Origin of the sequence: Undibacterium parvum (assembly GCF_003955735.1) — a bacterium.
GTDB classification, from domain to species: domain Bacteria; phylum Pseudomonadota; class Gammaproteobacteria; order Burkholderiales; family Burkholderiaceae_D; genus Undibacterium; species Undibacterium parvum.
Window position 1 is genome coordinate 4,437,230 of the sequence record NZ_CP034464.1, and the last position, 25,262, is coordinate 4,462,491.

Here is a 25,262-nt window from a genome sequence, read left to right on the forward strand (position 1 = left end):
ACAATATTTTTACTCAGGGAAGGCATAAAGAGTCGTGCCTATCTGATAGATAGTCGCAGGTCTTCTGAAAAAGAAAAGGCCGGGGCATTTGAATGACCCCGGCCTTTTCTTACGGTTTTAGAGCATTACACTTGCTGGATACCCGCTAAAGCCCAGCCGCCCTGGCCATTGACAGGCTTGGACAGGTTCCACACTTCGGAGAACCCTTCGGCAGGCAGGTTAGGATCCTCTTTGATGACACCAGTAAATTTGACGCTGGCCAAATAATTGTTATTGACTGTTTCCAAGCCGAGCAACTGGGCATCGACAGAAACCACATCAGTCACATTGACCAAGCTGCCACGCTCCTGAATTTGCATCTTGATTTCTGCATACATTTCGGCTGTGGTGAATTCGTGGATATCCTTGATATCCGCTTTATCGAAGGCGGCCTGCAAGCGTATGAAATACATCTTGGCATTACGCAAAAACGCTGGCACATCGAAATCAGCTGGAATCGTCCAGTTACCCTGATCGGCAGGCGTAAATCCCGAACCAAAACCTGAAGCCGCGGAACCAGTGGCAGCACTGCCTGCATTAGCACCAGATTGATAGGACATCGGCTCTATGCGCGAACCGATTTCTGGTAACGCCGCACCAGCGCCGGCATAAGCGGGCTGCGGGGTGAATGCAGAAGGAGCACCGCCAGCTTTACGCTTCTGGTACATGCGGAACAAGAAGAAGGCCGCGCCAGCTAACAACAGCATAGGCAGAATCGAGCCAAGTGCGCTCGCCAATCCGCCGCCTAAGCCCATAGAGGAGAACATGGCGCCAAGCAAGGCACCGCCGATTAAGCCGCCGACGATACCCTTCCACGGGCTCGCTGGTTTTGGTGGTGTCGCAGCCGCTCCGGCTGTCGCTGGCGTTGCTGGTTTAGCCTGGTTAGCGGTTGCCGGAGCCGCCTGACGCGACACATTGTTGGATTGAGTACCGGAAGAGCCGCCGCCACCCACCCGTTTTGCATACGATTCCGGGATCACCATCGTCATTGCGCCAAGCGCCAACATCATCGTGAATAGTAATTTTTTCATTTTGCAAACTCCTTAATTAAGACCAAAAACCAGATTCAAACCAAGTTGCCTCTTCACTTTTGGAAAAGGAGGTAGAGTGACTATACGGGCTGCGGAGTGACAATAAAAGTCGAATATACTTGATGAATGCATCGTATATTTCGATCAATGCCTGGTTTTTAATCATTTTGAAACTCAATAATGGAGAGCGGGGGTCAAGACTTGTTCCCATTTTTTTGCGCATTTTTCGTTCAAAACTCAAGGTTTTATATGGGTGTCTTCTTAATCTGTTTAATTTGACAAATTCTGTTGGTGACAAGGCACTAAGTGTGAAATACTTCGATTTTTTTTGGGCTTGAATTTCCTATCCTTTTCACCTTACCTAAGGGGCATGAAGCGAATATACTTGCCCCGCAAGTGCTTGAAAGTCTATCCGAGGAGCGTTGCTTTTGATCTTTGATCTACGTACTGTCATTGTGATGAGCGCCATTAGCTGTTTGCTCATGGCTATTGTGCTGTTTGGCTCGTCCAAGGTGTACCCTCGGTCCATCGAAGGCTTAAAACATTGGGGGTGGGGCGCTCTGGGCTTTGGGGTTGCCAACTTGCTCTTTTCCTTGCGCGGATTGGTGCCCGATTGGCTCAGCATCATCGTGGCCAACATGATCGGTGTAGCCTCGTTTATTGTTTGGTGGCGTGGAATGCGCTTGTTGCGGGGCTTGGCGCTTTCCTCCATGCGCCTTTGGTACATGGCCTTGGCGGCAGTGTTGCTGTTCTTGGCCTATTTCACGCTGGTGCAGCCCAATATTGTGCCGCGCCGATTCCTTATTTCCGGAATCGGCTTCGCGTTCTATTCCGGCATGGCATGGCTAGTGTGGCGGCGCGGCCAGCGCTTGCAGGGCGATTATGTTTTCATCAGTCTGATGGTGTTCGGATGTCTTTTTACGCTGATCCGGGTGGTAGCCACCATGGCGAACCCTGCCAGCGCGGCGACTTTGTTGACACCCTCTAGTTCGCAAACGGCCTACGTTATTGCGTACAACATTATGTCGCTGATGAATTGCATCGGTTTTTTCCTATTGGCAACCAACAAGTTGCAATCCGAGTTGCAGCAAATGGCAGACCACGACTCTCTCACCGGGGCGATGACCCGGCGTTCGCTCATGGATAAGTTGGCCATTGAAGTGGCGATTGCGCAGCGAAAATCCCAAACCATTGCACTGATTGCGATGGATCTGGACTACTTCAAGCAGATCAACGATACGCTGGGGCATGATGGCGGCGACCGGGTCTTGTGCCATTTCAGCGCTGTGGTTTTCAAAAATAAACGTCCGCAAGACCTATTCTCGCGCATGGGGGGGGAGGAGTTTGTGCTGGTATTGCCCGACACCGACTTACATGGAGCCCAACGGCTAGCACAACGCCTGCACGCGGCCTTGAACACTGCGCACAATGATGGTATCCCCGCTTATACCAGTAGCTTCGGCGTAGGCACCTGGAGTGGGACGCCAGTAGCTGCGGTGAATTCACAATTTCCGCTAGACACCATAGAGGATTGGTTCAAGCGTGTTGATGATGCGGTCTATCGCGCCAAAGCGGCAGGGCGCAATCGTATCGAATTAGTTACGGAGCCCTCTATTTCAGTATGAATCGTGTCTAAAAGCCTCTTGGCTATCACTCAATAATCACTCAATAAGACACCCATCTCAACTGACAGCGTTTTCCGGACGCCAAATGCTTACTCCGCATAGCGCATGCGACTACGGGCGACTAGACCGTTTTCATTGATCTCCATTGCTGTTCCGGATGTTTCAGATCTGGGATAGGTCTAGGGATCTCGATGCCGGCGGCGACGAGATTGCGCATTGCACCTAGCCCTGCGCGCATATTCCATGCGGCTTAGCGGGTAGGTAGGCCGGAGAGCCGCATGGAATATGCGCAGTGGCGGGGGACCGCGAATTAAACTTGAGCTTTCGCAACTAAGGTAGCTAGCAAGCAAAAGCGTAGCCAGTTCACTTCTGCATACGCGCGTCGAAGCGAAATTCTCTTTCTATGCTGAGCTTGACTTGATCGTAGGCAGGGTGGTCGGCGTTGATCACGGCGTTGAGCGCTTCCGGGATGATGGCGGAGGGGATCAGCATCGCTAAAGCCTGATATTTGACGAGCGTGTCGCGCCCAAAAATCTGGGTGCTTTCCGGTGCCGGCAGCTCGGCCCAGTCTGGTGGTAAATCGGCGATCGCCGGTTGTATGATCAGGCTTTCCTTATCGGGTAGCTCAACGCTAACCAGGACCAGTGGCGGGTGCTGGGCGCCAGCTAAATGAACGAATTTTTCTAGTGCGCATATTTCCACCGTGGTGCCGGCATACAGCACCGGAAAGCCTATCGGATTCCAGCGCCCACCCTCGCTACGCGCGCCATAGCATGCACGATCCAGCGCATACTTTTTAGTGGTAATGCGCCACAACTTCAAGCGACACCGCCGGTGGCGATGGCGTTTAGTATTTGCCTCACCGAGACCGCACCAGGCTCAGTATCCATTAACTCTAGAGGCATGGCATTGCCTAAGGCCAGATTAGGCTGGCGCATCCAGGCAATCGCATGCTCTTTATCTTCGAAGATTTCTATCGCCATGCGGGTGACTGCGCCCATGCGATACACGCGTTCGGTGGCGGCGGAATCTATTTTAGCGGCAGCCTTTTCCAGGCGCGAAGCGGTGGTGGCTGGAACCCGCACTATGCTGAGTATGCGCGCTTCGGTTTCGCCAAAAAAACCGCTGACCGACTTTAAAATTTTGGCAGGGAAGCCTTCTCGTATCAATTGCACGGCATCAAAGCCACGTGGGCCATGTTCGACAATATTGGCGAACATGCGCGGATCGAGGGTGCCACTGCGGCCACCAACAGCTTTGAGACGCGGTGTGGGATTTTTCACAGCGCTACGAAGCTTGCTCGCTCCGACTGGCTTGCTGGCTCTGGCGGCGGCAGTGCTGGATTTTTCTTTGATGAGCATAATAAACCTCCATTTGGTAATTCATAATACACCAAATGGATAATATTGCCAGTTGTTTGGCAAAGCAGAGCGCACTCAGGGCTTAATTTGTCAACATCTTTACCAACATCTAAAGAAAATGAAATAGCCGACCCGCCAAGGCGCAATCCCACTGCGGTTGGTGGCAGGCATAAGCCCAAGACCCGCATGGGTACTGCGCAAGCGGCTGGTGTGTAAATTAAAATCAGTGCGGCAATTACTGAAGATTTTTTTAGCAGGCTAAGCGATGGCCAATAGGTGAAAATTATCTTTCGTGTCGCTGAACTTCTTGTCTTATTATCTGTCACAGAAACTTACGCCGCAGCTAAAGTGCTATTCAAGGTGACTGGCTCGTTAATTGTGTGCCAATGCCAACGCTAGCGCAATAAAGCAAAGACTTAGGCAGCGGCTAGAGAAGTAAATACCCAAAACCAGTACCCAAAATGATAGTTGGCGGCCACCAGCTTAGCCGACACGACCACCATGAACGGAGACCCTATGCGCAGTTTTCAAAAACGCCGCCTCAGCCTGTTAATTTCACTCATTTGTAGCCTAACTGCGAGCACCTTGCCAGGCACCGCATTGGCGACTGATGCAGTCACGCCTGCCAAAGATAGCCTGGAGAAAAAGAAATGGGATGTAAATCATCCCCCAGGCGCGGCAATTACCGCCACGCTCGACACCACCTCTGGCACCTGGATGAGCGTAGATGTCAGCCCGGATGGTAAGCACATCGTGTTTGATATGCTGGGTGATCTGTATCTGATGCCCATCGCAGGTGGCGAGGCCAAGGCCTTAACGCATAGCGTGGCGTGGGAAATGCAGGCGCGTTTTTCTCCAGATGGAAAACAGCTCACGTATATGTCGGATGCTGGTGGTGGCGACAATATCTGGGTCATGAATGTCGATGGCAGCGATGCACATGCCGTCAGTAAGGAAGATTTTCGTTTGCTCAATAACCCGGTCTGGCATCCTAACGGCCAGTATATTGCGGCCCGTAAGCATTACACAGGCACCCGTTCACTGGGCTCTGGCGAAATCTGGTTATACCACCGCAGCGGTGGCGCTGGAGTGCAGTTAAATGAAAAAGCCACTTGGCAAAAAGATTTAGGTGAGCCTGCATTCTCACCGGATGGCCGCTACGTGTACTACTCGCAAGATACGACGCCAGGCAGCTCATTTGAATACAATAAAAATTCCAATGGACAGATTTATCAAATTTTCCGTAAAGATTTACAGGATGGAAAAACCATCGCCATGGTCAGCGGGGCAGGTGGTGCGGTACGACCAACGCCTTCGCCAGATGGTAAATATCTGGCATTCGTGCGACGCGTACGTGGGACTGATGAGACTCAAAATAACTCGCAAAGTACTTTGTTTTTGAAAAACCTGGCGACCGGTGAAGAGACTTCGGCGTGGGGCGAGCTGGAGCGTGATTTACAAGAGGCATGGGCGGTGCATGGTGTGTATCCGGCCTTTAGCTGGCTGCCCGATAGCAAGCAGATCGTGGTTTGGGCCAAGGGCAAGATTTGGCGTGTCGACCCATTTACCAAGACAGCCGCAGAAATCCCCTTCCATATCAAGGATAGCCGCGAAGTGCGCGCTGCGGTACGCTACCCAACTGCGGTGGCGCCCGAGCAATTTGATGTCAAGCAACTGCGTTGGGTCAATGTGGCACCTAAGGGCGATAAAGTCATTTACTCCGCCTTGGGCTATTTGTACGTACGCGATTTGCCCGATGGTAAGCCACGTCGCTTGACCAAACAGGAAGATCATTTCGAGTTCTTCCCGAAATTTTCACGTGACGGCAATAGCGTCGTGTTTACCACATGGAATGACGAAAAGCTAGGCTCGGTGCGCAGCATAGACCTGCGTGGTGGACAAGAAACCATACTTAGTAAAGAAGCGGGGAAATTCAGTGAGCCGACTTTCTCGCCAGACGGTAAGCAAGTCGTGTTCGTCAAATCACGCGGTGGCTATCTGACCACGCCTTGGAATGGTTTGAATACCGGTGTCTATGCCGTTAGCGCGGACGGTAAGGGTGTGCCACGTTTGCTCACCGATGAAGGTTCGGCGCCGCAATTTGGTAAAGATAACGAGCATGTGTATTTGACCCGCACCCAGCATACCGGAGAAGTCGATTGGATCACCTCGCTGATACGCTTCAAGATGGATAAGAGTGAGCAGGTGGCGGTAGCAAAAGGTGAATTCGTGGAAGACTTCGCGGTCTCGCCAGATGGCGATTGGCTCGCTTTTGGCGAGCGCTTTCATGCCTATGTCACGCCTATGCCTTTGGCCGGTAAGGCGGTGACGGTGGGTTCTAAAATGGATGGTTTGCCAGTCAAACAACTCGACGTCAATGCGGGTGAATACCTGCATTGGTCAGGCGATAGCAAAAATTTGAATTTCTCACTGGGCGACGAATTATTTACCAGCCCATTGACGGCCGCATTCAGTTTTGTCGCTGGCGCAGCGAAAGAACTACCTAAGCCAGCTGAAAATGGTAAGAAGATAGGATTTCGCGAGAACGCCGATAAACCCAACGGTGTGACTGTGATCTCCGGTGCGCGCGTAGTCACCATGAAGGGCGACGAGGTGATAGAGAATGCGCGCATTGTGATTCGGGATAATCGTATTGCTGCGATCGGTAGTGCCGATAGTATTGCTGTGCCTGCAGGCGCCAAGCAAATTGCAGCGAACGGCAAGACCATCATTCCAGGCATCGTCGATGTGCACTGGCACGGCGGCATGGGCGAAGGACAGATTATTCCTCAGCAAAGCTGGGTTAATTATGCCTCGCTGGCGTTCGGCGTTACGACGATTCATGATCCCTCCAATGACACTGCCGAGATCTTCACGCAAAGCGAAATGCAGCGCGTTGGCAATGTGCTCGGACCGCGGATTTTTTCTACCGGTACCATTTTATATGGTGCTAAAGCGAATATGAGTGCCATTGTGAATAGCCTGGACGATGCGCTGACGCACTTGAAACGACTCAAGGCGAACGGGGCAATTTCGGTCAAGAGCTACAATCAACCGCGCCGCGAACAGCGTCAGCAAATTCTCGAGGCGGCGCGTCAGACCAATATGATGGTGGTGCCAGAAGGCGGCTCCTTGTTTCAGTCGAACATGAGTATGGTGGTGGATGGACATACCGGCGTTGAACATGCGCTGCCAGTTGCCAAGGTCTACGACGACGTCAAGCAGCTCTGGTCGCAAACCAAAGTCGGTTATACACCGACCTTGATCGTTGGCTATGGCGGTCTGGATGGCGAGCATTATTGGTATGCCCGTACCGAAGTCTGGAAGCATCCTTTACTATCGCGTTACGTTCCTCATTCTATTTTGGAGGCGCGCAGCGTAAGACGTGAAACTGCACCAGATCAAGACTTCAATGTCTTCAATATCGCGCGCACCGCTACCGAGTTACAGCGTGCCGGTGTCGATGTCAATCTTGGTGCCCACGGCCAGCGTGAAGGCCTAGGCGCCCATTGGGAAATGTGGACTTTCGCCAAGGGCGGCATGACAGCATTGGAGACCATACGCACCGCCACCCTGAACGGTGCCAAGTATCTGGGCATGGATAAGGATATAGGATCATTAGAAGTCGGCAAGCTGGCTGACTTAGTGATTATCGATGCCGACATACTCAAAGATATACGCCAATCTGACAAAATCTCACAAGTGATGTTAAACGGACGTTTGTACGATGCTGCCAGCATGAACGAAGTTGGCGGCAAATCCAAGAACCGTAAACCGTTTTTCTTTGAAGGCAAAAATGCTTCAGGAATGTCGGTGGAGAGCATTAGTCACGGCGATGGTCATGGGCATTGATATAAGTCTGTTGGCAAGGGCCCTTTGAGTTAGTCGCAGATAATAGGTTTTAAGTTTAAAAAGCCGCAATGCAAGAATTGCGGCTTTTTTATTTGATCTTTAGCTTCGAGGGTGACATGTGGGTCAATGCCTTAGACGCAATAATTGTCGGGCATATATTCCTTAAGCGCGGGAAAATTTGGACAATGTAATAAATATTTATTGAATATTTATTACATCCAGAATAAATCGATAGGCGTATTTAGTTTTCTTAAAGTTATTTTCTGAGAGTTTTAAGCTCTCAAAGATGCGAAATAATAGTAATTATCAATTGTTTATCGCCACTCGCTTACTCTATATTAAATTCAGTGAGATTTGGGGACTCACAAATAAAACTTATGTTTAATTGATTCCGGCAATTTTAAATTTGCCGCTTACATTTTTTTTGTTATTTTTTCAAAAGTAATTGTATTGAAAAATATTGAATTGTAAGGGCGTAAAAGGAAAATCATGAAAAAATTAATTGCAATTTCGGTGCTCAGCGCACTGTCCTTCGCGGCATATGCGCAGACTTCAAGCGATGTGGCGACAGTGGAGATCTCTGGCGATAAAAATATTAATCTGCCTAGTAAAATTTACCGTATGGATTCGGATGAATTCTATAAGTTTAGGGGCTCATATTTTTTGTCCAATGGCATGACTTTGTCATTGTTTGAGCGAGGACGAGCAATGTTTGCCCGTATCGACAATCAAGATAGACACCAAATAGTCGCAAGCGCATCCAATGCCTTTGTTGCCAAAGATTTACAACTAAAAATGCGTATAGATCTGGCTGATAATGGTGAGGTGAGTGGAGAGTTAACCTATGTAGTGCCAAGTCAACTTAATGCGGAAAATCAAGTGACAAAGCAAAAATTAGTGACGGCAGTATTTCCCTGAAGCTTATAATTAATCCTATCACTATCTATTTGTTCTTTTGCAAAAACGACGAGTTCTTCACCTATATGATGAAGAGCTCGTCTTTTTTATTCTTCCAACAGTATTTCCTCACCACTTATTGTTTTGCCGCCTTCAATTTAGCGCCTCAAAATGTATAAAATCTTCAATTTTCGGGGGATTGCTCATTTTTAATTGCAATAAATTACACTAATTTGAAGATTTCTGGCAGCGGCTGGAGATAAACACATTTCGTGTTCGGGAAGTCATGCGAAATACTTTACAATAGAGGGTTAAATCTCAATAAAGTATGCGTGCGCATTTTGACGCGAAAAACATGCATACAGCGCCATCTAGGAAACTCTCATGAGCATGTCAAGCACCCAAGAAATAGTAAATGAATTACGCGCTGGTCGCATGGTCATTTTGGTGGACGAAGAAGATAGAGAAAATGAAGGTGATCTGGTTTTGGCTGCCGATTTCGTTACGCCAGAAGCGATTAATTTTATGGCGAAATATGGGCGTGGTTTGATTTGTCTGACTTTAACAGAAGAGCGCTGTGAGCTATTAAACCTCTCTATGATGACGGCACGTAACGGCACTGCTTATGGGACTAATTTCACCGTCTCTATTGAGGCCGCTGAAGGGGTTACTACCGGCATTTCTGCTGCAGATCGCGCCAAGACGGTGCAGGTTGCTGTTCATAAAAACACCACGGCCAACGATATTGTTCAGCCTGGTCACATTTTTCCTTTGAAGGCGCAAAAGGGCGGTGTCTTGATGCGCGCTGGCCACACCGAAGCTGGTTGTGATTTTGCAGAGTTGGCAGGTTTGACACCAGCCTCAGTGATCTGTGAAATCATGAAAGATGATGGCACTATGGCACGCCTGCCAGATTTGATGGAATTTGCCAAAGAGCACGATTTAAAGATAGGTACGATTGCTGATTTAATACACTACCGCAGCCAGACTGAGAGTATCGTTGAGCGCGTCGCCGAGCGCGAAATGCATACGGTACATGGCAGCTTCAGAGCAATTGTGTATCGGGATAAACCTAGTGGATCCGCTCATTTGGCCCTGGTGCATGGGGAAATTAGTGCTGAAAAAGATGCGCTGGTACGTGTGCATCAACCAGTGTCCATTCTCGATTTACTCGAGAGTAAAATTTCCACGCATTCTTGGAATGTTGCCAGCGCGATGGCTGCAATTAAGGCTGCCGAAAGCGGCGTGATGGTCTTGCTTAACTGCGAAGAGACCGCAGAGCAAATGTTTGATCAATTTAAAGCCTTGAATAATCCTGATGCCAAACCGCTGGGTCGCGCAGCACGCATGGATTTACGCAACTATGGCATTGGCGCGCAGATACTTAAAGATGTCGGTGTGGGGCGCATGAAATTGTTAGCTAATCCAAGAAAAATGCCCTCGATGACGGGATTCAATTTGGAAGTAGTGGGTTATCTGGATAAGCCAGAAGCTACAAAGGCTTAAGGTTTAGACCAAGCCAAAGATAAAAATCAGTATAGAAACCTTAAATTAGTTTATGCGCGAGTCGCAGGAGAGAATATTATGACAGTCGGACATTACGAATCAAACCTCGATGGCGCTGGCGTTCGAATTGGCATTGTGCAAGCACGTTTCAATGAAACTGTCGGCAATGGTTTGTTAAGCGCGTGCCTAGCAGAGTTAAGTAAGCTAGGTGTGTTAAATGAAGATATTTTGCATGTTACTGTACCTGGTGCTCTGGAAGTGCCACTAGCTTTACAGAAACTGGCCGACACAAATCAGTTTGATGCTTTAATTGCGTTGGGTGCGGTAATCCGCGGTGAGACCTATCATTTTGAGCTGGTTTCTAATGAATCTGGCGCTGGTATCACTCGCGTTGGTCTCGATAACGGTATCGCAATTGCAAACGCTATCCTCACCACAGAGAATGATGAGCAAGCTGAAGCTCGCATGTTAGAGAAGGGCACTGATGCTGCCCGTGTTGCGGTAGAAATGGCCAACCTGACTTTGGCGCTGGAAGAATTGATCGAGGCGACTGAGGATGTCAGCTACGACGCCTGATCACCCTATACATTTGCAAGAGAAAATAATGACAAGTAAAACAGTACACGCTAACCCGGCCAAGAGTCGCTCACCTAGACATCGTGCTCGCGAATTTGCATTGCAGGGACTGTATCAATGGTTACTCAATAATGAAGTAGCCGGCTCTATCGATGCGCATATCCGTGAAGCACATGGCTTTGATAAGGCGGACCGCGAGCATTTCAATTCTTTATTGCATGGTGCAATTAATCAATCCCTACAATTAAGGGAGGAAATCGCACCCTTGATCGATCGCACTATCGCTGAGCTATCTCCTATTGAACATGCCGCTTTGTTGATAGGGGCATTTGAACTCAAAAACCATATTGAAATCCCTTACCGCGTAGTGATCAACGAAGCGGTCGAACTGACTAAATCCTTCGGTGGTTTAGATGGACACAAATATGTGAATGGCGTGTTGGATAAGTTGGCAGCAAAATTGCGTGTCAATGAAGTGAGTGCAAAGAAGTAGGGTAGTCAGACCTAGTATTTTTTATTACGACGGTTATCGACGTCAGATATATTATTCGCCTTATTTTCAAATGAAAGTAAGGCGTTTTTTTTGAGAAAAAGTATGCACAATAATCTAGCATCTCGTCTATTGAATATCGCTCCTTTCCATGTCATGGAACTTGCAAAAATGGCGGCGGAACTAGAGAAGGAAGGTCGCAATATCATACATATGGGCATAGGTGAGCCCGATTTTACGGCACCTCAAGTGGTGATTGATGCAGCGGCTAGGGCGATGCAAAATGGAAATTTACAATACACCTCTGCCCTCGGCCTTCCAGATTTGCGTCTAGCCATTTCAAAATATTACCTTGAGTATTACCAACTTACGATTCCTGCTAGCCGCATTATAGTAACGGCAGGAGCTTCTGCGGCGCTTTTATTAACGTGCGCGGCCTTGGTTGATCCTGGCTCAGAAGTGTTGATGCCTGATCCTTGTTATCCCTGCAATCGACATTTTGTTGCGGCTTTTGAAGGCGTTGCGCGTCTGGTCGAATGTGGTCCGGAAGTAGGTTTTCAATTGACGGATGAGTTGGTGCGGGAGCATTGGACTACAGCCAGTAAAGGCGTGTTGTTGGCATCCCCATCAAATCCGACTGGCACTTCTATTCCACGTGCTGAATTAGCAAAAATCATTGCTACTGTTAAGGCGAAGCAAGGGTTTACAATTGTCGATGAAATTTATCAAGGATTGTCGTATGACGATGAGGCTTTTTCCGCCTTATCTTTGGATGGGGACGTGCTTGTCATTAATAGCTTTAGCAAATTTTTTAATATGACAGGTTGGCGTCTCGGCTGGCTGGTCGTGCCTGAGCGAATTGTGCCGCAGATCGAAAAACTTGCACAGAACCTATTTATATGTCCATCGACGGTTGCGCAATATGCAGCCTTAGCCTGTTTCTCCAATGAAGCGATGAAGATCTACCAACAAAGAAAGGCAGAATTTAAACGACGTCGTGATTTTATTGTCCCCGCATTAAGGAAGTTGGGATTTAAAGTTCCAGTTACCCCGGATGGTGCATTTTATGTCTATGCTGATTGTTCGGGTTTTTCTGATAATGCCGATCTATTTACGAGAGATCTATTACAAAAAGCGGGTGTTGTAATTGTGCCGGGGCTAGATTTCGGTTCTTACACAGCGCGTAAATATGTCAGGATCTCTTATGCAACGTCGATGGAGAATTTGCAGGAGGCCGTACTTAGAATTGAAAATTACTTAAGGCAGCAATAATATGAGCACAACCCTAGAGTAGGATTTTGGCAAGATGAATCGGGTTAGCAGCCGTTAGCCTATTAATAGATCTAAGTGCATTGATTGGACTGGAGTCACTTACTCAAACGTATACTCCAGGAGCACCTGTGAAGATTGCTCTGCTCCGCCGTCCCAAGTGGTGCAACCATGTCCTCTTATTCCAGCAAGATCCCCAGTTCCGGAACCGGAGAGTACATTTAAGGTACTTTCGTAGCGCCCTGCCTTGATGGAGCCAACATGTTGCAAAATAAAGCCCCCAGTGCGACCGCCTATGCGTCCAGACAAGTATTCTAATCCGACGAAGCTAGCAGTGTTTGCACAAGGTGCATACGTAAGGCACTCAAAGCGAGCCTCAGCATCAATATCACCGTTATAGCGATGATTCACGAGAGAACGAGTTAGACCTGTGTTCTGATCAAATTTTTCGTCCATGCCCTTAAGTTTTACGGTGCCAAATGCCAGCATATCTTCCCTTTATCGATAAAAACTCTACTTTCAATAAGATCACGTGAATAAATACCTTTTGGGCGCTAAATTCACGTAAAGCTTTCACCTTATGGGTATTGCTGCAGGCAACATGTACTGGCACCAAGGTCCCATATGAATGGGCTCAATTGCGAGCTATTGTTTACAACAAAATTGTTTTGCTTAGCGCTATTTCGGATATCAGGCCTTGCTCACAATCTGCATGGACAATATTCAATTTACCATATCATGTCCACTCACAAATTTGTATTGGATATGTGAATTTGTTATAGTCTGCGGTATCGCAGGATAGATGCATCCCGTAAATATATCTAATGGATACAAAATGATACAATTTAGGCAAATCGAAGCATTTCGCTGTCTTATGGTGGCCGGCACTAGCGTCGGTGCTGCGAGAAAAATGAATATTACACAACCAGCGATCAGTCGCTTGATCTCTGATTTGGAATCAGCTCTGGGCTTTCGCCTTTTCAATCGGGCGAAAGGGCGTTTGGAGCCGACTATCGCTGGCGTCAGGTTTTATCGGTCCGTTGAAGAGAATTTTCTTGGATTGGAGCGATTAAGCCAGGTCGCCAACAATATTCGCAATGAGGCTCCGGAGGGCATTACTATTGCGTGTTTGCCAGTGCTTTCCAGCACAATATTGCCTTTGATACTGAAAGAGTTTTTTAAAACACACGCCGCGGTTCCCGTGACGGTGGATAGTAGTAATGGGCCAGAAATATTAGTCCGCTTGCAGGATCTGAAAGTCGATATGGCGATTTGCTTATCCTTTCCGCCATTGGCAGGAATCGAAGTGGAAACCATTATGCAGATGAACGTTATGTGCGCTATGCCAGAAGGGCACAAACTTGTGGAAAAAGCGGTGATTACACCTTTAGATTTGGATGGTGAGAATATGATAGGCTGGGTTCCAATTACCTCTCAGGGTTATAAGGAAGAGCTCAGCACTTTAACCCAAGCTGGAAGTCATCCACGGCATGTCGTCAAGACGCACACTTCACACACTCGCTATGCCATGGTGGCAAGCGGATTGGGCGTTTCCATTGTCGAGCCATTCGCTGCGAAAATTTGGCGCAATAACGGAGTGGTGGTAAGGCCATTCCTTAGTGATATTAGTTATGAATATGTTTTGGCTTACCCAAGTGGAGGGATACGCTCTGAACTCATGCACGATTTTCGAGATGCTGTAATTAAAGTTGCAAAAACATATGATTTTGGTTTTTAGATTTTAATATTTTTATAAAACACTCTGATATTTGCGAGGTATTAAACGAAAAAAACCGCCGGCTAGAAATCACGCGGGCGGTTCATGGTATTTACCTGTTGGCGAGCGCTTATAGGCGGGCTACTTGCTCTTGCATTCTTTGTTCTTGGATGATTTTTTTATTGTCCGCACTGTTTGGTTTGACATTTGTTTCAGTTTCTATTGCCCGAATCTGCGGTTGCGCCACAGGAGTGGTCACAAAAGTAGGAACGTTTTTGCCAGTTGCAACGTCTTTAAGTCTACGGTATTCAGCCAGAACCCGCGATCCATAACCTGCGTCATTATCAAAAGCTGCGGCCCCTACGTACATCTTTAAGCCAGCTTCTACGGATCCGCCGCGCGTTACATAGTCTTTTAAGATCAATGCTCCGACTCGAATATTTGCGACTGGGTTAAGCGCCGCCTTGACCCCCCCCATATCTTCAAATTTTTCATGGTGAATTTTGGACATTACCTGCATAAGGCCCTGTGCACCGACCGGACTCTCTGCGAAAGGATTTAAGCCTGACTCGATCGCCATCACTGAGAGGATTAAAAGAGGATCAAGCTTTATCTCTTTTGCTGTTAGATATGCAGCTGAAACGAGCATATTACTAGCGTCATTGGCCACCCTATAACGCTTTGCGAGCCAGTTGGTCACCCAAAGCTGTTGTTTTTGATTCCCTAGCATTGATGTGTCGTCTAGGTACTGATCAGCAGTGGCGCTAGCATCAGATGCTTGCGCTTGGGCCAGTTGTTGAGGCGTTGCCATTAGTAGCGAAAGTTTAGGCGCAACGGTCTCATCTATTTCTTGTTCTAAATTAGATGGAGTTAAAGAGTAAGGTGACAGACTTTTGAATTTTTCTGTCAAATCTGGCTTGATGAACATCAGAGCGAGTAAAAAAATTGCGATTATGCCCAAGGACATCATCAAACGATGTATAACTGAAAGGATAAGCTTTTTTGTGATCGAATAGTCTGTAGAGACGGCCTTACTCTCGTCAGAATATTTAAGTTGATTAGTTTGTGTTATTGAAGCTAAATTTTGAATCATGTTACCTCCTGAATTTTTGCGAAGCGCACAATTTTCATTTAACGGAAAACTGCATATATTCAACTTCAGCAAATCAGATATTTCGTTTTTGTCCCAAGTTGCGAGTCAAAAACGCCGGAATTACTTACCATTTTTTAGCAAAGACTTCGGTTGTCGTGCTATCTGATAAATAATTTTTTTCGGGTGAAGGCAGGCGCCTTATGAAATCTAACCTTAGAATGTTATTTGGGACCCGGTTCCCGTGAATGATGTTACCTTTTGGCGTTGCTTTTTTTGTTCAAAAGCTGCGGAAGTTTTATGCCTCTTCATCAAGTTGGGCGAATTGTAGGTGGGCTTTTATATCGAGTCAATACTATAAAATCGTTTTGTTATAACTTTTGGATCTGGGTTGGCATTTTGCAGCGCAATAAAATTTAATGAAATCAAGTACTTACCCGACTTAATTGTGTTAATAAGTCAATAATGAAAAAAAGCGAAATAACATGAAATATACCGACTTGAGAGATTTTATTTCTCAACTTCAACAAAAAAATGAATTAAAACAAGTAGTTAGCCCAGTTTCAACTTATTTGGAAATGACTGAGATATGCGATAGGGTGTTGAGGGCTGAGGGACCGGCTGTGCTTTTTACAAATCCTGTCGATCATACAATTCCTGTCCTTGGTAACTTATTCGGCACCACTAAACGCGTCGCGATGGGTATGGGGGTCAATGACATTAGTGAGTTACGCCGAATCGGACACGTCCTATCTTCACTTAAGGAGCCAGAGCCGCCCAAAGATTTTAAAGATATTTTGGGCTTAGGTTCGCTGGTAAAAGCAGTCTGGGATATGGCGCCAAAGGAGGTTAGGGGCGCGGCCTGCCAGGAGATTGTATGGGAAGGTAATGATGTGGATTTATCTCGGCTTCCAATTCAACATTGCTGGCCCGGCGATATTGCTCCGCTAATAACTTGGGGCTTAGTGATCACCAAAGGGCCGCATAAAAAACGCCAGAACTTAGGGATATATCGACAGCAGGTATTGGGACCCAACAAGGTCATCATGCGTTGGTTAGCGCATCGTGGTGGCGCCTTAGATTTTCGGGAGCATGGTATCGTCAATAAGGGGCGGGCTTATCCTATCGCTGTTGCGCTTGGCGCCGATCCTGCAACGATCTTAGGTGCTGTAACACCGGTTCCAGACAACCTTTCTGAATATCAATTTGCTGGCCTATTGCGTGGTAGTAGAACAGAGTTGGTGAAGGCATTGGGAAGTGATCTTCGAGTACCTGCGTCTGCTGAAATTGTTTTAGAGGGGCATATCTATCCAGACGATAAGCATCCTAGTGGTTATGAGCATGCCATTGAAGGTCCTTATGGGGATCACACTGGATATTATAATGAGCAGGATAGCTTCCCAGTCTTTACTATAGATAGAATTACCATGCGTAGGGATCCTATCTATCATTCGACCTACACCGGAAAGCCACCGGATGAGCCGGCAGTGCTTGGTGTTGCGCTCAACGAAGTTTTTATTCCCTTATTGCAGAAACAATTTTCAGAGATTTTGGATTTCTATTTGCCGCCAGAAGGCTGTAGTTATCGTATGGCGATAGTTAAAATCAAAAAATCTTATGCAGGCCATGCCAAGCGAGTAATGTTTGGCGTGTGGAGTTTTCTACGCCAATTCATGTACACAAAATTTATTATTGTTGTGGATGAAGATATTAATATTAGAGATTGGAAGGAAGTGATTTGGGCAATCACAACCCGGGTAGATCCTTTGCGTGATACCACTCTTATTGACAGTACTCCGATTGATTATTTGGACTTTGCATCACCAGTTAGCGGTCTGGGCAGCAAGATGGGTTTGGATGCGACGAATAAGTGGCCGGGTGAAACTAGTCGTGAATGGGGCCAAGCAATACACATGACACCAGCCGTTCGCTCCCGAGTTGACGCTATTTGGCAAGAATTAGGTCTGTAGCAGAGTAGTGGCGGGGTGTCGAGTAGTTTTAATTCTTGATATTTACCCCGCCTGCAATATGTTGAGCTATAATTACAGCTGGCGGGCCCCTGCGCATTGCGGCATGGCCAATCTGGTCAGGTCGGGAACGAAGCAGCCACAGTCATTTCCCGTAAGTGCCGCAGATCAGGCTCGCCTACTTTCCCCTCTAGCTCAACTACTCTTGTTGAACTCTATTAAACTTAAAAGAACAATTATTCCTTGGTCATGCTAATTGCAGGGGCTAGCGTGACCTTTATATTTCCGTTCTCTGTCTTAAGTACAATCAAAAATATGCTCTTAATTTTAAAAAGAAACTCGCATTGGAAATGGGTTCGTATAGTTCCTGTAGTCATTTGCCTGATGTTAAGCGCTTGTGTTGCTACTGCTCCCTTGGCGCCTGCGGTTGTCGTGGCTCCCATCGTTAAGCCGATCAAGTCGTTGCGAATAGGACTCGCTCTTGGTGGTGGTGCTGCTCGAGGATTCGCGCATATAGGTGTGATTAAAGCACTGGAGTCGCAAGGCATTGCTCCTGATATTGTTGTTGGCACTAGTGCGGGTAGTGTTGTTGGTGCAATGTACGCGGCGGGCAATAACGGATTTGCGCTACAGAAGCTTGCTTTGGAGATGGATGAGGCTGCAATCTCAGATTGGTCTTTGCCTCTGTTTTCAAAAACAAGTGGTGTACTGAAGGGTGAAGCCCTGCAGGCGTATGTAAACAAAATAGTACTTCAGGTGCCGATAGAGCGACTCCGAAAACCATTTGGCGCGGTTGCCACAGATTTGATTACGGGGCAGCCAATACTGTTTCAAAGAGGAAATACGGGTTTAGCTGTGCGGGCCTCATCATCTGTCCCAGGGGTCTTCCAACCCGTGCGAATAAATGAAAGACAATATGTTGATGGGGGCTTGGTTTCCCCTGTGCCTGTTATGTTCGCGCGTGAAATGGGGGCTGACTTGGTGATCGCCGTTAACATATCGTCTCAGCCTGAGGTGCAGGCGGCAGGCTCATTGGATGTGCTCATGCAAACCTTTACGATTATGGGACAAAGGTTGAATTATTTTGAATTAAGGGGCGCTGATATTGTTATTAGGCCAGAATTGCTTGGCATGAGGGGGAATGACTTCGCGGGGCGAAATTTGGCAATTTTGGCTGGGGAGCGCGCCGCTATGGCAAACATGGCTGAACTTAAGCAAAAAATTCGAGCTATGCAAGAGCGATGATTTAATTATGTGGTTTTATTTAAATCGGTTTTGCACTTAATATGTTGCTGGCTGTGCAGTGCTCAGTCGTTTATGCGCCTGCCACCGTTGAATCTTTTTTTCCAGTAAGCTATATCCATGCTCTCCACTCGAACTTGCCCACCTGCGGAAGGTGAGTGAATGAATTTATTATCTCCGAGGTAAATGCCAACATGAGAAAATCCTTTGCGGAGCGTGTTGTAAAAAACCAAATCTCCTGGCTGCAAGTCCTTTACCTCAACATACTCCCCCATTTTGCTAATCTCTTGCGCAGTTCTTGGTAGTTCAGCACCCAAGGCATCTTTAAAAACCAATCTTACAAAACCACTGCAATCCAAGCCGTTTTCTGGCGTGCTTCCTCCTCGTTTGTAGCGTATTCCAAGTAAATCTAGAGCCTTTACAGTTAGGTCGGAGGCTCTGTCACGCAATTCATTCAATTTTATGAAGGCGGTCGACGACTCTGGGAATGGATTTTCGGTGGCGTGGCTTTGTGTGCAAATGCCAAATTGAAATAATGCAATAATCAAAGTGATTTTAATTTTCTTCGAGCATCTTGAGGCACGTATTAGCATCTTTACACCCTATTAAAAAAACCTGATAACTTTAAGCGATCCCTTTAAGAATGTAAACTTTTTCAATCTAAATCATATAGGTTTGCTTTATTGAGATGGTGCCCTGGGTAAGCTATTCGTGATGTAAGTGAAGGAATTGTTAGCTTAGGAGTTGGAGAAATTTTTAGTCCTTTGATTTTATGTGGAAAAGGCGTGTTTTATGGCTTGGGCGTTTGCTAGTGAGTGTGTTTTGCGCTATAATTCGAGGGTTTAGCTAATTCATTATCCGCTGTAGCGCAGACTAATATCCCCATCATTCCTTTGATCGTTTCTTTTGCTACGCAGACGGCTCAGCGTGGAATTTGATCGAGATCATTCGGTGCGGCGCACAGCGGTAACACTACAGGAGTTACCCTTGCTGCCCATTCCGCAGTCCCTACGTTCTAATTCAGATGACATCGCAATTCTTGCCCTCGCTGACGGCACGATATTTACCGGTGTATCGATAGGCGCGACTGGCCACACCATAGGTGAGGTCGTCTTCAATACTTCTATGACCGGATATCAGGAAATTTTAACTGATCCAAGTTATAGCTCTCAAATCGTCACTCTTACCTATCCTCATATTGGCAATACTGGTGTGAACCCAGAGGATGTCGAGTCAGATAAGATACATGCTGCTGGGCTGATCATTAAGGATCTGCCTTTGCTTGTTTCTAACTTTCGATCAACTCAGTCTCTGGCTGAATATCTTAAATCGCAAAATATTGTTGCAATTGCCGGGATAGATACCCGTAAGTTGACGCGAATTTTGCGTGAAAAAGGTGCGCAAAGTGGTGCAATTCTGGTCGGCGCTGATGCGGAGAAGGCGATTGCTTTGGCGAAGTCATTTCCTGGCTTGTCAGGAATGGACCTTGCGAAGCATGTTTCAACATCTAAGCAATACGTCTGGTCTGAAACTGAATGGGCTCTAGGCTCTGGGTATGGAGTTGTTGGTGATGAGAAGTTTCATGTAGTCGCGTTCGATTTTGGTGTTAAACGGAATATTTTGCGAATGTTGGCGCATCGTGGTTGCCGTGTGACGGTCTTGCCTGCCCAGTCGACTGCCGCCGATGTGCTTGCTTTGCATCCTGACGGGGTTTTTCTATCGAATGGCCCTGGCGATCCCGCCCCGTGTGAATATGCAATTGAGGCGGCTAAAGAATTAATAGAAAAAGGCATTCCGACATTTGGCATCTGTCTTGGGCATCAAATCATGGCGCTCGCTTCAGGCGCTAAGACATTAAAGATGAAATTTGGTCATCATGGGGCGAATCATCCGGTTCAAGATCTTGATAGTAAGCAGGTTTTGATTACCTCGCAAAATCATGGTTTTGCGGTAGATGCAACTTCATTGCCGGAAAACTGCCGAGTGACGCATGTCTCGCTATTCGATGGATCCTTGCAAGGGTTTGCGCGCACGGATAAGCCAGCGTTTTGTTTTCAGGGGCACCCTGAGGCATCTCCGGGACCAACCGATATTGCTTATTTGTTTGACCGCTTTACTGCATTGATGGCTCAGGCACAAATGAAGGAAAATAAAAATGCCTAAACGTAGTGATATAAAAAGTATATTAATTATTGGCGCAGGTCCGATTATCATCGGGCAGGCTTGTGAATTTGATTACTCTGGCGCGCAAGCCTGCAAGGCTTTGCGCGAAGAGGGTTATAAAGTTATTTTGGTTAACAGTAATCCGGCAACGATCATGACAGACCCGGAGATGGCTGATGTAACCTACATTGAGCCTATCACTTGGCAAGTATTGGAACGCATTCTAGATAAAGAACGTCCTGATGCCATTTTGCCGACCATGGGTGGGCAGACGGCACTTAATTGTGCATTAGATTTGCATAAGCATGGCGTGTTAGCAAAATACAACTGCGAACTAATCGGGGCGTCACCTGAAGCGATTGATAAGGCAGAGGATCGGTCTAAGTTTAAAGATGCGATGACGAAAATCGGACTCGGCTCAGCTCGTTCAGGTGTTGCGCATAGCATGGAAGAGTCGTGGGCAGTACAGAAGACCCTGGGCTTTCCAACCATTATTCGTCCTTCGTTTACTATGGGTGGTACTGGTGGCGGTATTGCTTATAACGAAGAAGAATTCGAGACTATTTGCAAACGCGGACTAGAAGCCTCTCCAACCAATGAATTATTGATTGAAGAATCATTGATCGGTTGGAAAGAGTATGAAATGGAAGTTGTGCGCGACAAGGCAGATAACTGCATTATCGTATGCTCGATTGAGAATTTGGATCCTATGGGCGTGCATACGGGTGACTCCATTACCGTTGCGCCTGCCCAGACATTAACCGACAAAGAATATCAAATCATGCGTAATGCCTCAGTGGCAGTTTTACGTGAAATTGGTGTTGATACCGGCGGCTCTAATGTTCAGTTTTCGATTAATCCAGTCGATGGTCGTATGATCGTTATTGAGATGAATCCGCGTGTATCGCGTTCGTCGGCGCTAGCATCGAAAGCTACTGGCTTCCCAATCGCTAAAATAGCTGCGAAATTGGCGGTAGGTTTTACTCTCGATGAATTGCGTAATGAAATTACCGGTGGCGCGACTCCAGCGTCATTTGAGCCGTCAATAGATTACGTTGTTACGAAAATCCCTCGGTTTACTTTTGAGAAATTCCCGCAAGCTGACAACCGTCTGACGACTCAGATGAAGTCGGTAGGCGAGGTGATGGCGATTGGACGTACATTTCAAGAGTCCTTCCAAAAAGCATTGCGCGGCTTGGAAGTCGGCGTCGATGGAATGAACGAAAAAACCCAAGATCGCGAGATTTTGGAGCGCGAATTAGGTGAGCCAGGTCCCGATCGTATTTGGTATGTTGGTGATGCTTTTGCGCACGGATTTACACTTGATGAAGTGCATGCCTTAACACATATTGATCCTTGGTTTTTGGCGCAAATTAAAGATTTGATCGATATTGAACTCTGGCTGGATACGCAGACTATCGATGCAATCGATAAAGATGTGTTGTTGAAATTGAAGAAAAAGGGCTTTGCAGATCGCCGCCTGGCAAAACTTTTGAAGACGACTGATACAGTCGTTCGGGAAAAGCGTAGAGCCCTGAATATACGCCCGGTTTATAAGCGTGTAGATACTTGTGCAGGAGAGTTTTCTACAAAAACTGCCTATATGTATTCAACTTATGAGGACGAGTGCGAATCCGCACCGACTGATAAGAAAAAAATTATGGTTTTGGGTGGTGGTCCTAATCGTATTGGACAGGGTATCGAATTCGATTATTGCTGTGTGCATGCGGCATTTGCTATGCGTGAAGATGGCTATGAGACGATCATGGTCAACTGCAATCCTGAAACTGTTTCGACGGATTACGATACATCGGATCGCCTGTATTTCGAACCTCTGACGTTAGAAGATGTATTGGAAATTGTCGATTTGGAGAAGCCTGTTGGAGTGATTGTGCAATACGGCGGGCAAACACCCCTTAAGTTGGCACTTGAACTTGAAGCTAATGGCGTACCAATCATTGGCACGTCACCAGACATGATAGATGCAGCAGAGGATCGCGAGCGTTTCCAGAAGATGCTCCATGATTTGGGTTTGCGCCAACCGCCAAATCGTACCGCACGTACCGAAGCAGATGCCTTGATGCTGGCTCAGGAAATTGGATATCCTTTGGTGGTTCGGCCCTCTTATGTATTGGGTGGGCGTGCGATGGAAATCGTTCATGAACAGCGTGACTTAGAGCGGTATATGCGTGAAGCCGTCAAGGTCTCGCATGACTCCCCGGTCTTGCTGGATCGATTCTTGAACGATGCTATCGAGGTAGATGTTGATTGCTTGTCGGACGGGAATCGGACTTTCATCGGTGGTGTTATGGAGCATATCGAACAAGCGGGTGTTCATTCCGGTGACTCTGCCTGTTCCTTACCACCTTACTCGTTAAAGCAAGAAACAATTGAGGAATTAAAACGTCAGACTTCACTGATGGCAAAAGGCCTAAATGTAGTTGGACTCATGAACGTTCAGTTCGCGATTCAGCAACAGGAAGGCAAAGATGTCGTCTTTGTTTTAGAAGTCAATCCGCGCGCATCGCGAACGGTACCTTTTGTTTCCAAGGTGACTGGTTTGCAATTAGCAAAAATTGCAGCGCGTTGCATGGTTGGTCAGTCACTGGATTCGCAAGGGATTTTCAAGGAGGTCATTCCTTCGTATTTCAGCGTGAAAGAGGCTGTATTCCCGTTTGTGAAATTTCCTGGCGTAGATACTATTCTTGGTCCAGAAATGAAATCAACTGGTGAGGTTATGGGCGTCGGAAAAACATTTGGTGAGGCGTTTGTTAAGTCGCAGTTGGGTGCTGGTATTAAATTACCAAAAACCGGGAAAGTTTTCCTTAGTGTAAAAGCCGCCGATAAACCAAGGGCGGTAAAAATCGCCAAAGACCTAGTGGATATGGGTTTTGGATTGGTCGCCACCAAAGGAACGGCTGCGGCTATTGTTGCATCTGGCGTGCCTTGCGCTACGATCAATAAAGTTGCGGAAGGTCGCCCACATGTCGTCGATATTATTAAAAATCGTGAGATCGCCTTGGTGATTAATACAGTGGAAGAAAAGCGTAATGCAATTAATGATTCACGGGCAATTCGGGTTTCATCATTGGCAGCAGGTGCTACGACTTACACAACCATCGCAGGCGCAGAGGCAGCAGTTGAAGGTATGCGTCATTTAAATGAATTACACGTCTATGATTTACAAGGTCTGCATAAAACCTTACACTGAATAACAAAGTAAGCTTCAATAGTGGGGCCACAGATAATCTCGGAAAAAATGGGATTCATGTGGCCCCGATATTTTTAGCTGTTTACTAAATTTGCACACGTAAAGTCTAAAAATTTTTTGTGCAAGTCAGTGAAAGATTACTGCAGATATTTTATATACCCTTGCAGTCAACCCTATTTTTAAGTTAAAGCTATGAGTACAGTACCTCTAACCAAGTTCGGAGCAGAATTGCTCAAGCAGGAATTACATAGACTAAAGACCAAAGAGCGGCCTGAAGTCATCAGTGCTATTGCGGAAGCAAGGGCGCAAGGTGACTTGTCTGAAAATGCCGAATACGATGCCGCCAAAGAGCGCCAAAGTTTTATCGAGGGACGTATTGCAGATATTGACGGTAAATTAAGTGCGGCTCAAATTATTGACCCGACTACACTTGATGCTGAAGGGCGCGTGGTATTTGGTGCAACCGTACATCTTGAAGATCTGGAAACGGATCAAAAAGTGAGCTATCAGATCGTTGGTGAGGATGAGGCCGACATAAAAGAGCGCAAGGTATCAATTACTTCACCTATAGCTCGTGCATTAATAGGTAAATATGCGGGTGATGTGGTAGGGGTGCAGGCGCCAGCCGGTGTGCGCGAATACGAAGTGCTCGACGTTCAGTATATTTAATTGACTTCAGTGACAATTTAGAGGGGATGATGTTTGCACATCATCCCCTCTAAATTTTAAGAGTTGCCCAAAGCAGATTTTTTTGCACTACTTTGACGAGGTTTTGCTCGCTTGATATTGCCGCCTTGAGTGACTCGCTCGTTGCCCTTGACCATTACTTTCGATACGGAAGGCTTCTTAGTGCCGCTAGCGCTAGGTTTTACGATAGTAACTTCGCGCATACCTTTGCCTTTTTTAATCAGCTTGGTTTCTTTTTCGCCCTCTAATTTTGGACGATAGATTACTAATAATTTACCGATATGTTGAATCGGAGCTGCCTCTAATGAGCTACAAATGGTATCGTACATTGCAACACGTGCTTCACGATCGTCACCAAAGACACGGACCTTGATTAAACCGTGCGAATTCAAGCCAGCATCGATTTCTTTCAAGACCGCTGGAGAAAGACCAGCTTCACCAATCAGTACGATGGGTTTGAGCGCATGAGCTTCAGAGCGTAATTCGCTACGTTCTGCGGGCGTGAGTTTTGACATATAAATTCCTTTAAAAGCAGTATT

General features: G+C 46.8%; 21 protein-coding genes and 1 other RNA gene. 15 read left to right on the top strand and 7 right to left on the bottom strand.

Annotation, left to right across the window (positions count from 1 at the left end):
* Positions 1-125: 125 nt before the first annotated feature.
* On the bottom strand, positions 126-1,070 hold the full coding sequence (locus EJN92_RS19350; protein ID WP_126129328.1) for a Tim44 domain-containing protein: 945 nt from the start codon (positions 1,068-1,070) through the stop codon (positions 126-128).
* A gap of 458 nt (positions 1,071-1,528) precedes the next feature.
* Here EJN92_RS19350 and EJN92_RS19355 point away from each other — a divergent pair, with 458 nt between their 5' ends.
* Positions 1,529-2,695, top strand: coding sequence for a GGDEF domain-containing protein (locus tag EJN92_RS19355; RefSeq protein WP_126129329.1), 1,167 nt, complete (start codon positions 1,529-1,531; stop codon positions 2,693-2,695).
* 363 nt (positions 2,696-3,058) lie between these two features.
* On the opposite strand, the gene EJN92_RS19360 is transcribed toward EJN92_RS19355, so the two are convergent.
* Together EJN92_RS19360 and parS are read right to left on the bottom strand one after the other, a co-directional pair.
* The gene (locus EJN92_RS19360; protein WP_126129330.1) at positions 3,059-3,517 is read right to left on the bottom strand and encodes an RES family NAD+ phosphorylase; all 459 of its coding nucleotides are present in this window, start codon (positions 3,515-3,517) and stop codon (positions 3,059-3,061) included.
* Positions 3,514-4,056, bottom strand: a complete 543-nt coding sequence (parS, locus tag EJN92_RS19365; protein ID WP_126129331.1) for a type II RES/Xre toxin-antitoxin system antitoxin — start codon at positions 4,054-4,056, stop codon at positions 3,514-3,516. The genes EJN92_RS19360 and parS overlap by 4 nt, the downstream gene beginning before the upstream one ends.
* Positions 4,057-4,143: 87 nt before the next feature.
* Here parS and EJN92_RS22025 point away from each other — a divergent pair, with 87 nt between their 5' ends.
* The 7 genes from EJN92_RS22025 (at position 4,144) to EJN92_RS19395 (ending at position 12,649) form a co-directional block, all read left to right on the top strand.
* Positions 4,144-4,272: a hypothetical protein gene (locus tag EJN92_RS22025; protein WP_265415590.1), complete on the top strand. Its 129-nt coding sequence runs from the start codon at positions 4,144-4,146 to the stop codon at positions 4,270-4,272.
* Positions 4,273-4,572: 300 nt separating this feature from the next.
* Entirely contained in the window at positions 4,573-7,908 is a 3,336-nt protein-coding gene (locus EJN92_RS19370) for an amidohydrolase family protein (RefSeq protein ID WP_126129332.1), read from the top strand.
* 489 nt (positions 7,909-8,397) lie between these two features.
* Positions 8,398-8,826, top strand: a complete 429-nt coding sequence (locus tag EJN92_RS19375; protein WP_126129333.1) for a hypothetical protein — start codon at positions 8,398-8,400, stop codon at positions 8,824-8,826.
* 363 nt (positions 8,827-9,189) lie between these two features.
* Positions 9,190-10,311: a bifunctional 3,4-dihydroxy-2-butanone-4-phosphate synthase/GTP cyclohydrolase II gene (gene ribBA / locus EJN92_RS19380; RefSeq protein WP_126129334.1), complete on the top strand. Its 1,122-nt coding sequence runs from the start codon at positions 9,190-9,192 to the stop codon at positions 10,309-10,311.
* Positions 10,312-10,389: 78 nt separating this feature from the next.
* A complete protein-coding gene (ribH, locus tag EJN92_RS19385; protein ID WP_126129335.1) occupies positions 10,390-10,887 on the top strand; it encodes a 6,7-dimethyl-8-ribityllumazine synthase in 498 nt (165 codons plus the stop codon).
* Between the two features lie 28 nt (positions 10,888-10,915).
* On the top strand, positions 10,916-11,380 hold the full coding sequence (gene nusB / locus EJN92_RS19390) for a transcription antitermination factor NusB (protein ID WP_126129336.1): 465 nt from the start codon (positions 10,916-10,918) through the stop codon (positions 11,378-11,380).
* Positions 11,381-11,482: 102 nt separating this feature from the next.
* The gene (locus EJN92_RS19395; protein WP_126129337.1) at positions 11,483-12,649 is read left to right on the top strand and encodes a pyridoxal phosphate-dependent aminotransferase; all 1,167 of its coding nucleotides are present in this window, start codon (positions 11,483-11,485) and stop codon (positions 12,647-12,649) included.
* 99 nt (positions 12,650-12,748) lie between these two features.
* On the opposite strand, the gene EJN92_RS19400 is transcribed toward EJN92_RS19395, so the two are convergent.
* Complete coding sequence (locus EJN92_RS19400; RefSeq protein WP_126129338.1) at positions 12,749-13,135, bottom strand: DUF3224 domain-containing protein; 387 nt, start codon at positions 13,133-13,135, stop codon at positions 12,749-12,751.
* A 346-nt stretch (positions 13,136-13,481) separates the two neighbouring features.
* On the opposite strand from EJN92_RS19400, the gene EJN92_RS19405 reads away from it, so the two are divergent.
* Entirely contained in the window at positions 13,482-14,384 is a 903-nt protein-coding gene (locus EJN92_RS19405; RefSeq protein WP_126129339.1) for a LysR substrate-binding domain-containing protein, read from the top strand.
* Between the two features lie 109 nt (positions 14,385-14,493).
* On the opposite strand, the gene EJN92_RS19410 is transcribed toward EJN92_RS19405, so the two are convergent.
* Positions 14,494-15,456: a transglycosylase SLT domain-containing protein gene (locus tag EJN92_RS19410; RefSeq protein ID WP_126129340.1), complete on the bottom strand. Its 963-nt coding sequence runs from the start codon at positions 15,454-15,456 to the stop codon at positions 14,494-14,496.
* 482 nt (positions 15,457-15,938) lie between these two features.
* Here EJN92_RS19410 and ubiD point away from each other — a divergent pair, with 482 nt between their 5' ends.
* From ubiD to EJN92_RS19425, 3 genes are all read left to right on the top strand, one after another.
* Positions 15,939-17,423 carry a 4-hydroxy-3-polyprenylbenzoate decarboxylase gene (ubiD, locus tag EJN92_RS19415; protein ID WP_126129341.1) on the top strand — a complete coding sequence of 495 codons (1,485 nt, stop codon included), beginning with the start codon at positions 15,939-15,941 and terminating at the stop codon, positions 17,421-17,423.
* Between the two features lie 80 nt (positions 17,424-17,503).
* Positions 17,504-17,602: signal recognition particle sRNA small type (ffs, locus tag EJN92_RS19420), an RNA gene on the top strand.
* 202 nt (positions 17,603-17,804) lie between these two features.
* Positions 17,805-18,665: a patatin-like phospholipase family protein gene (locus EJN92_RS19425; RefSeq protein ID WP_194074998.1), complete on the top strand. Its 861-nt coding sequence runs from the start codon at positions 17,805-17,807 to the stop codon at positions 18,663-18,665.
* 62 nt (positions 18,666-18,727) lie between these two features.
* On the opposite strand, the gene EJN92_RS19430 is transcribed toward EJN92_RS19425, so the two are convergent.
* Positions 18,728-19,255, bottom strand: coding sequence for a C40 family peptidase (locus EJN92_RS19430; protein ID WP_126129342.1), 528 nt, complete (start codon positions 19,253-19,255; stop codon positions 18,728-18,730).
* A gap of 403 nt (positions 19,256-19,658) precedes the next feature.
* Here EJN92_RS19430 and carA point away from each other — a divergent pair, with 403 nt between their 5' ends.
* From carA to greA, 3 genes are all read left to right on the top strand, one after another.
* Entirely contained in the window at positions 19,659-20,825 is a 1,167-nt protein-coding gene (gene carA / locus EJN92_RS19435; RefSeq protein WP_227869852.1) for a glutamine-hydrolyzing carbamoyl-phosphate synthase small subunit, read from the top strand.
* Positions 20,818-24,036: a carbamoyl-phosphate synthase large subunit gene (gene carB / locus EJN92_RS19440; RefSeq protein WP_126129343.1), complete on the top strand. Its 3,219-nt coding sequence runs from the start codon at positions 20,818-20,820 to the stop codon at positions 24,034-24,036. The genes carA and carB overlap by 8 nt, the downstream gene beginning before the upstream one ends.
* Before the next feature lie 192 nt (positions 24,037-24,228).
* Positions 24,229-24,705, top strand: a complete 477-nt coding sequence (greA, locus tag EJN92_RS19445) for a transcription elongation factor GreA (RefSeq protein ID WP_126129344.1) — start codon at positions 24,229-24,231, stop codon at positions 24,703-24,705.
* Between the two features lie 56 nt (positions 24,706-24,761).
* On the opposite strand, the gene EJN92_RS19450 is transcribed toward greA, so the two are convergent.
* Complete coding sequence (locus EJN92_RS19450) at positions 24,762-25,238, bottom strand: YhbY family RNA-binding protein (protein WP_126129345.1); 477 nt, start codon at positions 25,236-25,238, stop codon at positions 24,762-24,764.
* Positions 25,239-25,262: the final 24 nt, after the last annotated feature.

Bases quoted from the DNA above. Each gene is read 5' to 3' on its own strand.
- EJN92_RS19425 (WP_194074998.1), top strand. From the start codon at position 17,805: ATGTTAAGCGCTTGTGTTGCTACTGCTCCCTTGGCGCCTGCGGTTGTC.
- EJN92_RS19410 (WP_126129340.1), bottom strand. From the start codon at position 15,456: ATGATTCAAAATTTAGCTTCAATAACACAAACTAATCAACTTAAATAT.
- ubiD (WP_126129341.1), top strand. From the start codon at position 15,939: ATGAAATATACCGACTTGAGAGATTTTATTTCTCAACTTCAACAAAAA.
- EJN92_RS19430 (WP_126129342.1), bottom strand. From the start codon at position 19,255: ATGCTAATACGTGCCTCAAGATGCTCGAAGAAAATTAAAATCACTTTG.
- EJN92_RS19355 (WP_126129329.1), top strand. From the start codon at position 1,529: ATGAGCGCCATTAGCTGTTTGCTCATGGCTATTGTGCTGTTTGGCTCG.
- greA (WP_126129344.1), top strand. From the start codon at position 24,229: ATGAGTACAGTACCTCTAACCAAGTTCGGAGCAGAATTGCTCAAGCAG.
- EJN92_RS19395 (WP_126129337.1), top strand. From the start codon at position 11,483: ATGCACAATAATCTAGCATCTCGTCTATTGAATATCGCTCCTTTCCAT.
- parS (WP_126129331.1), bottom strand. From the start codon at position 4,056: ATGCTCATCAAAGAAAAATCCAGCACTGCCGCCGCCAGAGCCAGCAAG.
- EJN92_RS19370 (WP_126129332.1), top strand. From the start codon at position 4,573: ATGCGCAGTTTTCAAAAACGCCGCCTCAGCCTGTTAATTTCACTCATT.
- EJN92_RS19375 (WP_126129333.1), top strand. From the start codon at position 8,398: ATGAAAAAATTAATTGCAATTTCGGTGCTCAGCGCACTGTCCTTCGCG.
- ribH (WP_126129335.1), top strand. From the start codon at position 10,390: ATGACAGTCGGACATTACGAATCAAACCTCGATGGCGCTGGCGTTCGA.
- nusB (WP_126129336.1), top strand. From the start codon at position 10,916: ATGACAAGTAAAACAGTACACGCTAACCCGGCCAAGAGTCGCTCACCT.
- EJN92_RS19450 (WP_126129345.1), bottom strand. From the start codon at position 25,238: ATGTCAAAACTCACGCCCGCAGAACGTAGCGAATTACGCTCTGAAGCT.
- EJN92_RS19400 (WP_126129338.1), bottom strand. From the start codon at position 13,135: ATGCTGGCATTTGGCACCGTAAAACTTAAGGGCATGGACGAAAAATTT.
- EJN92_RS19350 (WP_126129328.1), bottom strand. From the start codon at position 1,070: ATGAAAAAATTACTATTCACGATGATGTTGGCGCTTGGCGCAATGACG.
- ribBA (WP_126129334.1), top strand. From the start codon at position 9,190: ATGAGCATGTCAAGCACCCAAGAAATAGTAAATGAATTACGCGCTGGT.
- EJN92_RS19405 (WP_126129339.1), top strand. From the start codon at position 13,482: ATGATACAATTTAGGCAAATCGAAGCATTTCGCTGTCTTATGGTGGCC.
- carB (WP_126129343.1), top strand. From the start codon at position 20,818: ATGCCTAAACGTAGTGATATAAAAAGTATATTAATTATTGGCGCAGGT.